At 68.9% G+C, this 12,486-nt stretch carries 12 protein-coding genes; 6 read left to right on the top strand and 6 right to left on the bottom strand.

Features of this window, described 5'->3' with window-relative positions; genetic code table 11:
• The first annotated feature begins 10 nt into the window (after positions 1 to 10).
• The gene (locus tag AZG88_RS13175; protein ID WP_005241796.1) at positions 11 to 994 is read left to right on the top strand and encodes a heme o synthase; all 984 of its coding nucleotides are present in this window, start codon (positions 11 to 13) and stop codon (positions 992 to 994) included.
• A gap of 10 nt (positions 995 to 1,004) precedes the next feature.
• Here the strand turns inward: AZG88_RS13175 and AZG88_RS13170 are convergent, their stop codons facing one another.
• Positions 1,005 to 1,970, bottom strand: a complete 966-nt coding sequence (locus tag AZG88_RS13170; RefSeq protein WP_025432535.1) for a quinone oxidoreductase family protein — start codon at positions 1,968 to 1,970, stop codon at positions 1,005 to 1,007.
• A gap of 80 nt (positions 1,971 to 2,050) precedes the next feature.
• Between AZG88_RS13170 and AZG88_RS13165 the strand changes: the two genes are divergently transcribed.
• Positions 2,051 to 2,416: a hypothetical protein gene (locus AZG88_RS13165; RefSeq protein ID WP_025432536.1), complete on the top strand. Its 366-nt coding sequence runs from the start codon at positions 2,051 to 2,053 to the stop codon at positions 2,414 to 2,416.
• Here the strand turns inward: AZG88_RS13165 and AZG88_RS13160 are convergent.
• The 5 genes from AZG88_RS13160 to mptB all read right to left on the bottom strand — a co-directional run bounded on the left by AZG88_RS13160 (position 2,413) and on the right by mptB (position 8,410).
• Complete coding sequence (locus tag AZG88_RS13160) at positions 2,413 to 3,375, bottom strand: COX15/CtaA family protein (protein WP_005241799.1); 963 nt, start codon at positions 3,373 to 3,375, stop codon at positions 2,413 to 2,415. The two genes, AZG88_RS13165 and AZG88_RS13160, sit on opposite strands and share 4 nt — an antisense overlap.
• Positions 3,376 to 3,444: 69 nt before the next feature.
• Complete coding sequence (locus AZG88_RS13155; protein WP_061697939.1) at positions 3,445 to 4,881, bottom strand: hypothetical protein; 1,437 nt, start codon at positions 4,879 to 4,881, stop codon at positions 3,445 to 3,447.
• Positions 4,878 to 5,678: an ABC transporter permease gene (locus AZG88_RS13150; RefSeq protein ID WP_025432537.1), complete on the bottom strand. Its 801-nt coding sequence runs from the start codon at positions 5,676 to 5,678 to the stop codon at positions 4,878 to 4,880. Before AZG88_RS13150 ends, AZG88_RS13155 begins: the two co-directional genes overlap by 4 nt.
• Complete coding sequence (locus AZG88_RS13145; RefSeq protein ID WP_005241802.1) at positions 5,675 to 6,619, bottom strand: ABC transporter ATP-binding protein; 945 nt, start codon at positions 6,617 to 6,619, stop codon at positions 5,675 to 5,677. Before AZG88_RS13145 ends, AZG88_RS13150 begins: the two co-directional genes overlap by 4 nt.
• Positions 6,620 to 6,625: 6 nt before the next feature.
• Positions 6,626 to 8,410, bottom strand: coding sequence for a polyprenol phosphomannose-dependent alpha 1,6 mannosyltransferase MptB (mptB, locus tag AZG88_RS13140; RefSeq protein ID WP_025432538.1), 1,785 nt, complete (start codon positions 8,408 to 8,410; stop codon positions 6,626 to 6,628).
• 132 nt (positions 8,411 to 8,542) lie between these two features.
• On the opposite strand from mptB, the gene AZG88_RS13135 reads away from it, so the two are divergent.
• From AZG88_RS13135 to AZG88_RS13120, 4 genes are all read left to right on the top strand, one after another.
• Positions 8,543 to 9,292: a helix-turn-helix transcriptional regulator gene (locus AZG88_RS13135; protein ID WP_025432539.1), complete on the top strand. Its 750-nt coding sequence runs from the start codon at positions 8,543 to 8,545 to the stop codon at positions 9,290 to 9,292.
• Positions 9,293 to 9,387: 95 nt separating this feature from the next.
• Positions 9,388 to 10,848, top strand: a complete 1,461-nt coding sequence (sufB, locus tag AZG88_RS13130; protein WP_005241808.1) for a Fe-S cluster assembly protein SufB — start codon at positions 9,388 to 9,390, stop codon at positions 10,846 to 10,848.
• On the top strand, positions 10,848 to 12,077 hold the full coding sequence (sufD, locus tag AZG88_RS13125; RefSeq protein WP_005241810.1) for a Fe-S cluster assembly protein SufD: 1,230 nt from the start codon (positions 10,848 to 10,850) through the stop codon (positions 12,075 to 12,077). The genes sufB and sufD overlap by 1 nt, the downstream gene beginning before the upstream one ends.
• Positions 12,078 to 12,122: 45 nt before the next feature.
• On the top strand, positions 12,123 to 12,486 hold a 364-nt coding region (locus tag AZG88_RS13120), incomplete at its 3' end, for an ATP-binding cassette domain-containing protein (protein WP_156517477.1).

Below are 12,486 nucleotides of genomic sequence, written 5' to 3'. Positions count from 1 at the left end.
AGGAGAGAACGTGCGGACAGGGCATCAGCCGAGCGGACACGGCTTCGGCAGCCCCAGCCCCGCCCCCCGCGCGACCGACACCGGTACGGTGCTGGGTCGCGTCACGGGCAAGGTCCTGGCCTACATCGCATTGACCAAGCCGCGGGTGATCGAGCTGCTGCTGGTCGCCACCATCCCGGCGATGCTGCTGGCGGATCGCGGCAACGTCGACATCGCGCTGATCCTCAGCACGCTGTTCGGCGGATGGATGGGTGCGGCGAGCGCGAACTCGCTCAACTGCGTCGTCGACGCCGACATCGACAAGGTCATGAAGCGCACCGCTCGCCGGCCGCTGGCCCGCGACGCGGTCCCGACGTCCCACGCGTTCGTGTTCGGGATGACTCTCGGTGTCGCGTCGTTCCTGTGGCTGTGGTGGCGGGCCAACCTGCTCGCCGGCTGCCTGGTCGTCCTGACCATCGCGTTCTACGTACTCGTGTACACGATGGTGCTCAAGCGCCGGACCTGGCAGAACGTGGTCTGGGGTGGCGCCGCGGGCTGCATGCCCGTCATGGTCGGCTGGTCGGCGGTCACCGGGTCGCTGAGCTGGCAGCCCATCGTGCTGTTCCTGGTCATCTTCTTCTGGACACCGCCGCACACGTGGGCCCTCGCCATGCGGTACAAGGAGGACTACAAGGCGGCCGGTGTTCCGATGCTGCCGGTGATCGCCACCGAGGAGCACGTCACCAAGCAGATCCTGCTGTACAGCTGGGCGATGGTGATCACGTCCCTCGTGCTCGTCCCCGCCGCGGGTGTCGTGTACGCCGCCGTGACCCTCGTCGCGGGTGCCTGGTTCCTGCTGATGGCCCACCAGCTGTACCGCAGCGTCCGCGGCGGAGCGGCCGTGAAACCGCTCCGCCTGTTCCTGCAGTCCAACAACTATCTGGCCATCGTGTTCGTCGGTCTCGCCGTCGACTCCGTGCTCGGACTGCAGACCGTCGGCAGCCTGCTGAGCTGATCCCCGTGCCTCAGGGCACCAGCACGATCGACCCGGTCGTCGCACGCGCCTCGAGGTCGCGGTGCGCGTCCTCGGCCCGCTCGAGCGGGTACTCCGCGCCCACCCGGACCGTCAGCGAACCGTCGGCCAGGGCGGAGAACACGTCTCCCGCCCGCCACGTCAGTTCCTCACGGTTGCGGATGTGGTGCGCGAGTGTGGGCCGGGTGAGGAACAGCGAACCGGCCGGGTTCAGCCGTTGCGGATCGAACGGCGGCACCGGGCCGCTCGCCGCGCCGAACAGCGCGACCGTCCCCCGGATCCGCACCGACGCGAGACTGGCCTCGAACGTGGACGCGCCGACACCGTCGTAGGCGGCTGCGACGCCCTCTCCGTCGGTCAGTTCACGCACCCGGGCGGCGATGTCGTCGTCGTATCGCAGCACCTCGTGTGCGCCGGCGTCACGGGACAATTGTTCCTTGGCGTCGGAGGACACGGTGGTGATCACCCGCGCGCCCAGTGTGGTCGCCATCTGGGTCAGCAGCAGACCGACTCCGCCCGCTCCGGCGTGGACGAGGACGGTGTCGCCGGACTGGACCGGGTAGGTCGAGTGGGCCAGGTAGTGGGCCGTCATTCCCTGCAGCAGAGCGGAAGCGGCCTGCGGGCTGGGCACGGAGTCGGGGACGGCGATCGCGGCCGCCGCGGGGACGACCACCTTCTCGGCGTAACTGCCGGGGGCGGAGCACCACGCCACCCGGTCACCGGGAGCGATACCGGTCACGTCGCCGCCGACGGCCTCCACGACTCCGGAGCCCTCGTCTCCGGGAATGTAGGGCAACGGCCGCGGGTACAGCCCAGTCCGGAAATAGGTGTCGATGAAGTTGATGCCGATCGCCTCGGTGCGAACCAGAAGATCCGTCGCTCCGATCCGGGGTTCGGGAACCTCCGCCGGTTCTAGGACGTCGGGACCACCGAGACGGGAAACCTGTATAGCGCGCATGGTTTCAGTTCTACACGGCGCGAGTCGCCACATGGAGCCTGGCGGACACGACGCCACTACCGCCCAGTATTCTCGGGGTCATGAGTACCGACACCCACGCGGATCAGGCGCCCGCGAGCCCGGCGCCCTCGCTGCCGTCCCACACGGTCGACGCGATCAAGAAGTTCGTGGCCGAGCACGGCGGTTCCGCCAGTGCCGTCATCCAGCCGATCGGACTCGCCGGCGTCCGCATCACGCTCGTCGGCGCCGACGGCATCCTCGGTGACCAGGTGGTCGAGGATCTCGCCACCGCGAACGCCGTCGTCGCGTCCTTCGACGACGTCACCGTCTCGGAGTGGGACCGCGCGATCACCAGCATCGTCACGCCCCGCAAGGGTCACTTCCAGAAGATGGCAGGCTGGGTCGCGCGGCAGACGCGGTTCCCGAAGGCCCGCAACGAGCGCTAGACGCTCGCGGTGTCCGGCTGCGTGACGTACTCGCGGGTGCGCCCCGCAGCCCACACCGCCGCAGTGGCCGCGGTGCACAGCCCGGCCCCCGCGACGTGGAATGCCACCAGGGCCGCGGGAACGTCCGTGAAGAACTGGACGAGTCCGATCAGCGCCTGCGCCACCACCAGCGCGAGCAGAACCTGCACGCGGATCTTCACCGCGCGGGTTGCGCCCACGGCGTAGAGGCCGAAGCACAGGCCGACCAGCAACGCCAGGTAGCCCACCAGCAGCTGGGCATGCAGATGCACGAGCGTGACGATCTCCACCTCGAGGCGCGGAACCACGCGGTCGAGACTCTTGTCTCCCGCGTGCGGTCCGGCGCCCGTGACCAGAGTTCCGGCGGCGAGCACCCCGGCCAGCGCGACACCCGACAGCGCGGTGAGCCACCGCAGCGGGGCGGGGATCACGTCGATCGCCGGTGCATCGTCGGGTTCGCAGATCTTCGCGTACATCACGGTCGCCAGCCACACCATCGCCATCGACGCGAGCAGGTGCACCGCCACCGTCCACCACAGGAGTCCGGTGAGCACCGTGACACCGCCGATGACGGCCTGCACGACGGTGCCGAGAGGCATCATCCACGCGTAGACGAGGACCTCTTTCCGTCGGCGGGCGCGGGTGACCGCGAGGACGATCAGGGCCGCGGCCACGACGACGACGAACGTGAGCAACCGGTTGCCGAACTCGACCGCCTGATGGATGACGGCGACCTCGCCGTGCCCGACCGGAACGAAGCTGCCCGGGAAGCACTGCGGCCAGGTGGGGCAGCCGAGGCCGGACGCGGTCACCCGCACGACGGCTCCGGTGACGGCGATTCCGCCCTGCGTGAGGATCACCGCGAACGCGATGACACGCTGCACGGTCAGCGACGGAAGGGGGAGACGGTCTACCAGGCTCAGAAACCCGCGATACAGCACGACGTCGATGGTAGAGGGCCGTCAACTACAGCGTGTCGTTGGGCTGGTGGCGGCGCGCTCGACTCCGTGCTACTCGCCGCGAATCCGCAGGATGCCGGTCACCGTGCCCTGCCAGAAGTCGCCGGTGTCGGTGACGAGTCCGGACATCTGGAGGGTGTCGTTGACCGCGGTGCCGGGGAGTGGGCTGGTGTGCTCGACCGAGCCGTCCGCCGGATCGATCACCGCGAACGAGAAGCCGTCCAGGGGTGTCGTGACGTCGAACCCTTGACGGATCACGGTGTACAGCAGGCCGTCACCGGTCGAGAGGTGGGGCACCGCCGCGCTGCGGACGTCGTTGCTCCACACCTGGTGGCAGCCGATCGGGTCGATGTCGACGCGGGTCATGCCGCCGGTGAAGGGGGCGTTCGTCGGAACCGCAGGGCCCGCGCCGTCCGGGACGGCGGGATACGGATAGCCGTACGTCCCGGCGACGTACACCGAATTGGCGATGCCGATCGGCGAGTTCTCGCTGCCGCCCGGGTTGGCGAGCACCGGGACGGAGCAGATCTCGTCACCGGAATCGGCGCGGAAGACCCGAAGACTCACCTGCGGGTCGGCGTTGTCGACGATCGCGACGAAATCGCTGCCGGTCGACGGCCCGAAGTAGGTGGGGGTGGAGCCGGTGCCGTGGCTGAGTTGCCCCGGCTTACGGTCCGGACCGCGGTCGTATTCCCGCCGCCAGTCCACGCGCACCGCGCCGTCGCGGAGCGTGAACTGGTACAGCGCGTGCGTCGTCGCGACCGCGGTGCCGGAGGGCGAGGTCGAGATGCTGTTCTGGACCTGTTCGCCCGCGGCCAGCGGCAGGCTGTGCGCGACGCCGGCGCGGTCCACGGCTCCGACGACGCCGCCACCCGTCGCGAACCAGACGTTGCCCTGCCAGTCCGGCGTCAGCCCGGTCACGTTGTCTCCCGGCGGAACACTGCCGGACAGGTCGACGTGCGAGTCGACGGTGATCCGCCAGCGGCCGTCGGGGTCCTTCGAATGTCCGAGGCGCAGTAACTGACGGTTTCCGTCCACCGCGACCAGTCGGTTGTCGTTGTCGAGGAACGCGTACACGCCGCCCAGGAGGCTGCCCTTCGCCAGTGCGAACGTGGCGAGCGAGGCGCCGAACGGGGCCGCGGGGGCGGCGGGGTCGATCAGGTGCACGGTGGGGACCTGGCCGGCCACGGACGTGCACAAGGCGACGACGAGCCGGTCGGACCCCTGCAGGAGGGTCGGGCACGCCGACACCAACGGGTACGCGGACAGTGTGAGCGGGCCGGTCCCGGGACCGGGCAGCGGAGTGACGTCGGTGGACCCCGCGTCGCCGTGCATCGTGGACGTGCCTGCGGGTCCGAGGAACGGATTCGGCGCGGCGGGCGGTCCCCACTGCGGTGCGGCGCCCGCGGGCAGGGTGCCGCAGCCTAGAACGGCGAGCAGGACTGCCAGAACGGTGCCGACGGTGCGGGCTGCGGGTCGGCGGATCACGTGAATCGGAACGTCCGGGCCGCCAGGGCTCCCGCGGCCGCACCCCAGACGACGAGGACCACGATGCTGAGCAGGTCCACCGACCCCGACAGTGCGGCGTCGAGCGCGTGCGCGAGCGCACCGGACGGAATCAGCCGGGCCCCGGTGTGGAGGAGCCAGGGCAGGTCGCCGGTGGCGAACACCACGCTGCCGACGCCGACCATCACGAACCACAGGATGTTGGCCAGCGCGAGGACGATGTCGGCGCGGAGGGTGCCGCCGAGCAGCAATCCCATCGCCGCGAACGTCACGGTGCCCAGGGCGATGATCACGGCGCCGAGGGCGAGTCCCCACGCACTCGGACGCCAGCCGAGCGCCAACCCGATAGCTCCGAGGAGCACCGATTGCAGTGCGACGACGATGACAACCGCGGCGCTCTTCCCGGCGATAATTCCCCACGTCGGCAGGGGAGTGGCGCCGAGCCGCTTGAGGGCCCCGTACCGGCGGTCGAAGCCGACCGCGATGGCCTGGCCGGTGAACGCGGTGGACATCACCGCCACCATCATGACGGCGGGCACCACCTTGTCGACCCGCGACGTTCCGAGGTCGCCGATGGGTAGCAGGCACAGGCCGATCAGCAGCGTGATCGGGATGAACATGGTCAGCAGCAGCTGCTCCCCGTTGCGCAGGAGCAGCTTGAGTTCGAGCGCGGTCTGCGCCCGCAACATGACCGCCGCGCCGCTCGGGCGAGGGTCGGGTGCGAACGTGCCCGGGGCGAAACGATTCTCCGTCAGACGGTCACTGGTGCTCATCGTCATCCCCTCAGTTCCCGGCCGGTGAGTTCGAGGAAGACGTCCTCGAGGCTGCGCTGGTCGACGCGGATGTCGCTGATCAGGGCGTCCAGATCGGCGCACCACGACGCGACCGACGCCACCACCGTCGGATCGATCGGCCCTTCGACGAGATAGGTGCCCGGTCCGGACTCGGCCACCCGGAAACCGTCGGGGAGGGCTCTCGCGAGGGGTTCGGTGTCCAGACCGGCGGGCGCGCTGAGCCGCAACTGGCCCTCGGCGCCGCGGCTGGTGACCTCGGCGGGCGTACCCGCTGCGACGATCGACCCGTGGTCGATGATGACGAGCCGGTCCGCGAGTTCCTCGGCCTCGTCCATCAGGTGCGTCGTCAGCAGCACACTGACGCCGTCGCGGCGCAGTGCGTCGATCAGTTCCCACACCAGCAGGCGGGCTTGTGCGTCGAGTCCGGCGGTGGGTTCGTCGAGGAAGACCAGTTCCGGCCGGCCGACCAGCGCACAGGCCAGGGACAGGCGCTGCTGCTGCCCGCCCGACAGCCTGCGGTAGGGGGTGCGACGGGAATCCTCGAGTCCGAGGCTGCGCAGCAACCAGTCGGGGTCGAGGGGGTCGGCCGAATAGGCCGCGACGAGGTCGAGCATCTCACCGGCGCGGGACCCGGGGTACGCGCCGCCGCCCTGCAGCATCACACCGATTCGGGCCCGGACGGCGCCGGCATCCGCGACGGGGTCGAGTCCGAGGACGCGGACGGTGCCGCTGTCCGGGCGGACGAAGCCTTCACACATTTCTACGGTGGTGGTCTTACCCGCGCCGTTGGGACCGAGCAACGCGACCACCTGTGCCGGTTCGACGGTGAGATCGAGTCCGTCGACGGCCCTCACACCGTCGAAGGTCTTCACCACGCCTTCCAGGCGTACAGCAGGTTGCGCCGATCCGGGCGTTCGCGAGGTCACGGGGAATCAGCGTAAGCCTTGGCCTGGTGTGACCCGGCCGGTGCCCCGGCTTTCCGCGTCGGCGTCGTCCCGGGGCGGATCCTGGGGGTCCGGCACGGTCGGCTGCTGCTCCGAACCGACCCGCCAGGGCAGCCGGTTGCGGGTGATCACGATCAGCGTTCCGGCCGTGAAGATGGTGGCGATGGCGGCCTGCACGATGACGAAGGGCTGGTACTCGCCGCCGTTCGGCATCAGGATGACGCTGACGATGGACGAGAAGACGATGGCGGGGACGCGGAAGGCGGGTGCCGTGGCCCAGGCTGCGAGCGGCAGGACCGCCCACAGCAGATACCAGGGCTGCACCACGGGGAAGAGGAGGACGACCGCGCCGAGGGACAGTCCCAGCGCGCCGACCGCGTGGATACGGCCGACGAGCGTGGCGACGAGCATCCGCAGTGTGATGAACGCCGCAGCGACGGCCGCGATCGGCCGGGTCAGGCTCAGCACCGCCGTCGTGTGGTCACCGAGGCCCAGGAGGACCCCGGCCAGTCCGGTGCCCAGTCCGAGGAGCGTGGGGATGGACATCCAGCTGCGGACCGCGTTCGCGGTGCCGAGGGTGTGTACCCAGCCGATGCCGAGTCCGCTGGACGTGCTGATGACGAGTGTGACGACCAGGGCCACCCCGCCGAGCAGGGCGGCCGCCATGAGCACGGCCTTCGGGGTTCCGCCCCATCTCCGGGCCAGCGCCATCCCGACGAATCCCAGTGCGAGGAGGGAGGGGATCTTGATCGTCGACGACAGAGCGATGAGTGCCGCCCCCGACAGCAACAGGAGAAGGGACTGCCCGCGGATCGGCTCCGACCGTTCGACGGCCCGCAGCGCCAGTTCGATCCCGGCCAGCATGAGGCCGAGCATGAGCGCCTCGTTGTGAATGCCCGCGACGAGGTGGAACAGCAGCAGGGGGTTGGCGGCGCCCAGCCAGAGGGCGCTGACCTCGGCGACGCCGCAGCGCCGCGCCAGCCGGGGGAGCGCCCACACGATCATGGCCACACCGGCGAGGGCAAGCAGCCGGTGCAGGAAGATCCCCGCGACGATGTTCTCGCCGGTCAGCCAACTGATCCCGCGCCCCATCCAGAGGAACAGCGGACCGTACGGCGCCGGCGTGTCGCGCCAGATCGTCGGCACGGTCCGGGTCAGGACGTGATCGACGCCGAGCGCACCCGCGGGACCGATGGCGTAGGGATCGAGCCCGCGGGCCGCGATCTCGCTCTGCGCGAGATACGAGTACACGTCCTTGCTGAACATCGGCGGCGCGACGGACAGCGGGATGATCCACAGCAGGAGGGTGCGGTCGAGCTGGGACCGGTTGAGGCGACGCAGCGCCCCCGACTGCAGACTGCCGATCGCGAACCGTCCGAGGAGGAGCCACGCGAGCACGATCATCACGGTGCCGGTCATGGTCAGCGTCAACGCGACGCTGGGGATCCGGGCGGGCAGACCGATGACGCGAAGACCCTGGACTGGGTTCTGCAGTACCGGCTGGGCGCCTGCGCCCAGCGCGCCCACCGCCATCAGGACGGCTCCGGTCGCGCCGAACCGGCGGATCCCGCGGAGCTGCGCGGTCTCCTGTGCATTCAGGCCCGCTGTCTCCGGCTCGTCGCCGTGCAGCGCGGCCGCCACCGAGGGTCGCGGGGAGCGGCCGTCGATGCCCAGCGCCCGCCGGGCGAGCTCGGCCGGATGTCGAAGAGCGGCGCGAGCCGTGAAGGTCGGCTCCGCGCGGGTCGGCTCCGGGTTCTCGGGGGTCTGCGGCACACAGGCAGCGTAGCGGTGCGCCGAACACAGCCGGTTCGGCCAGTATTCCCGGGCGCGAGCCGTACATAATCACAGGTGTAAGGCAGGGCACCCTTAGTAGACCTGCGATCCGAATTCCGTCACACTGGTGTTGTGAAAACGGAAACGACACCACGTGCAACGAAGGAAAGCGCAGTTCACGCGCCTTCCTCGGCGGCGCCTGTCGAAACCGCGTCACCCGTCGCCGTCGGCCACGAAGGCCACACCCGCGCTGCCGTCGTAAAGCTCCTCCTCGAGGAGGGGCCGATCACCGCGTCGGAAATCGGAACCCGCCTCGGGCTGAGTGCCGCCGGTGTCCGTCGACACCTCGACGCGCTCCTGGAGTCCGGGGAGGCCCGCGAGGCGTCCTCCGTCGCCGTGCGTCACCGCGGCCGGGGACGACCCGCCAAATACTTCCAGATCACCGCCAAGGGCCGCGGCCGCCTAGGCCACGCGTACGACGACCTCGCCGGTGCGGCGATGCGTCAACTGCGGGAGGTCGGGGGAGACGCCGCGATCACCGATTTCGCTCGTCGCCGAGTCCAGGCGATCGTCGGAAACGTGACCCCGGCAGCCGATCACAGCGCCGAGGGCCTCGAAACCACCGCCGACGCCATCGCCGACGCGTTCACCACCGCAGGATTCGCGGCGTCGACGCGCCCGGTAGGCAACGGCGTGCAGATCTGCCAGCACCACTGCCCGGTCTCCCACGTGGCCGAGGAGTTCCCGGAACTGTGCGAAGCCGAACAGGAAGCGTTCGCCCAACTGCTCGGCACCCACGTCCAGCGGCTCGCGACCATCGCGAACGGTGACTGCGCATGCACCACTCACGTTCCACTCGTCCCGCCGTCCGGTCCCAAATAACAACGCTTTCCCGATAGATCCCCTAGTCAGCAACCTGTATTCCACCGGCGACCAGCCCTCGCCGGTCTCGTAACAAGACTCCGGAAGGAGCTCGCATGACCGTCACATCAGACCAGGTGACATCCACTGCGTCGGCCAACGCCGAGCCGCTCACGCAGGAAGAGACCATCGCGTCACTCGGGCATTACGGGTACGGCTGGTCCGATTCCGACGAGGCCGGTGCCAGTGCGCAGCGCGGTCTGTCCGAAGACGTCGTGCGCGACATCTCGGCGAAGAAGAGCGAGCCGGACTGGATGCTCGACGTCCGCCTGCGCGCGCTGAAGACCTTCGACAAGAAGCCGATGCCGAACTGGGGTTCGAACCTCGAGGGCATCGACTTCGACAACATCAAGTACTTCGTCCGCTCGAGCGAGAAGCAGGCCGAGAGCTGGGAAGACCTGCCCGAGGACATCAAGAACACGTACGACAAGCTGGGCATCCCCGAGGCCGAGAAGCAGCGCCTCGTCGCCGGTGTCGCGGCTCAGTACGAGTCCGAGGTTGTGTACCACTCGATCCGTGAGGACCTCGAGGCACAGGGCGTCATCTTCCTCGACACCGACACGGGCCTGAAACAGCACCCCGAGCTGTTCCGGGAGTACTTCGGCACGGTCATCCCGGCCGGCGACAACAAGTTCTCCGCGCTGAACACCGCGGTGTGGTCGGGTGGCTCCTTCATCTACGTCCCGCCGGGCGTGCACGTCGACATCCCGCTGCAGGCCTACTTCCGCATCAACACGGAGAACATGGGCCAGTTCGAGCGGACCCTGATCATCGTCGACGAGGGCGCCTCGGTGCACTACGTCGAGGGCTGCACGGCGCCGATCTACAAGTCCGACTCCCTGCACTCCGCGGTCGTCGAGATCATCGTGAAGAAGGGCGGCCACTGCCGCTACACGACCATCCAGAACTGGTCGAACAACGTCTACAACCTGGTCACCAAGCGCACCAAGGTCGAAGCCGGCGGATCCATGGAGTGGATCGACGGCAACATCGGGTCGAAGGTCACCATGAAGTACCCGGCCGTCTGGATGATGGGCGAACACGCCCGCGGCGAGGTTCTCTCCGTGGCATTCGCCGGTGAGGGCCAGCACCAGGACACCGGTGCCAAGATGCTGCATCTCGCGCCGTACACGTCGTCGACCATCATCAGCAAGTCGGTGGCACGTGGCGGTGGACGTGCGTCGTACCGCGGACTCGTCCAGGTCAACAAGGGTGCTCACGGTTCCAAGTCGACGGTCAAGTGTGATGCGCTGCTGGTCGATCAGATCAGCCGCTCGGACACCTACCCGTACGTCGACATCCGCGAGGACGACGTGACCATGGGCCACGAGGCCACAGTCTCGAAGGTGAGCGACGACCAGCTGTTCTACCTGATGAGCCGCGGGCTCACCGAAGACGAGGCCATGGCGACGGTCGTGCGCGGCTTCGTCGAGCCGATCGCCAAGGAACTCCCGATGGAGTACGCCCTGGAACTGAACCGCCTGATCGAACTGCAGATGGAAGGGGCGGTGGGTTAGTGACCACGCCAGAAACTGGTGTCCAGAATCTCGGAGTCGCGGGAGCCGTCGCAGGCGAGAATCCGCGGATAGCGCGGACCGCCACCGGTTCGCCGATCAAGAACAAGGGTGAGGTCTTCACCTCGTTCGACGTCAACGCGTTCGAGATCCCGGGTGGTCGCGACGAGGTCTGGCGGTTCACCCCGCTGCGCCGGCTCCGCGGACTGCACGACGGAACGGCCGTCGCGAACGGCACGGTCACCGTCGACGTCGCCGGTCCGGACTCCGTCCGGGTCGAGACCGTCGGGCGTGACGACGACCGGCTGGGCAAGGCCGGCGTCCCGGCCGACCGGGTGGCCGCACAGGCCTACTCGGGGTTCGAGACGGCCACCGTCGTGACCGTCGGCCGTGAGGTCGAGGTCGCCGAGACGATCAACATCACGGTCACCGGCCCGGGCGAGGACAAGGTCGCCTTCGGGCACCTGCAGATCCGGCTCGAAGCCTTCGCGAAGGCGACCGTCGTCATCGACCAGCGAGGCAGCGGCACGATCGCCGAGAACGTCGAATTCGTTCTCGGCGACAGCTCCCGCCTCACCGTGGTCGCCGTCCAGGACTGGGCGGACGACGCCGTGCACGTCGCGTCGCATCACGCGCGGCTGGGCCGTGACGCGGTGCTGCGGCACAACGCGGTCAGCCTCGGCGGCGACCTGGTCCGCCTGTCCGCGACCGTCAAGTACGACGGCCCGGGCGGCGACGCCGAACTGCTGGGCCTGTACTTCGCCGACGCCGGACAGCACTTCGAGCAGCGACTGCTGGTGGATCACTCGCAGCCGCACTGCAAGTCCAACGTGGTCTACAAGGGCGCCCTGCAGGGCGATCCGAATTCGGGGAAGCCCGACGCCCACACCGTGTGGATCGGCGACGTGCTGATCCGCGCCGCGGCCGAAGGCACCGACACGTTCGAGCTGAACCGCAACCTCGTCCTCACGGACGGCGCACGCGCGGACTCGGTTCCGAACCTGGAGATCGAGACCGGCGAGATCGTGGGTGCCGGGCACGCCAGCGCCACGGGTCGATTCGACGACGAGCAGTTGTTCTACTTGCGCGCCCGCGGAATCCCCGAAGACGCGGCACGACGACTCGTCGTGCGCGGGTTCTTCCACGAGATCATCAACAAGATCGCCGTCGCCGAGATCCGCGAGCGCCTCGAGGCAGCTGTCGAGGCCGAACTCGCCGCAGTCGGCGTGTGACCCGCGCCGCCGGACCATTACTTCCCATTTCTTCGAAGGATCACAATGTCTACCCCTGACGCTTCCACCCCCGAAACCTCGGTCCTGGAAATCAAGGACCTCCACGTCGACGTCGCGAACACCGACGAGAACGCCGAACCGATCAACATCCTCAAGGGTGTGAACCTGACGGTTCGTTCCGGCGAGACCCACGCGATCATGGGACCCAACGGGTCCGGCAAGTCGACGCTGTCGTACGCCATCGCGGGCCACCCCAAGTACCAGATCACCTCGGGCTCCATCACCCTCAACGGTGAGGACGTCCTCGAGATGAGCGTCGACGAGCGCGCCCGCGCGGGACTGTTCCTCGCGATGCAGTACCCCGTCGAGGTCCCCGGCGTCTCCATGTCCAACTTCCTGCGCACCGCGG

Origin of the sequence: Rhodococcus sp. LB1 (assembly GCF_001583455.1) — a bacterium.
Lineage (GTDB): Bacteria > Actinomycetota > Actinomycetes > Mycobacteriales > Mycobacteriaceae > Rhodococcus_F > Rhodococcus_F opacus.
The sequence above is the reverse complement of the archived record's forward strand: the minus strand, read 5'-3'. Positions and strand labels throughout refer to the sequence as shown.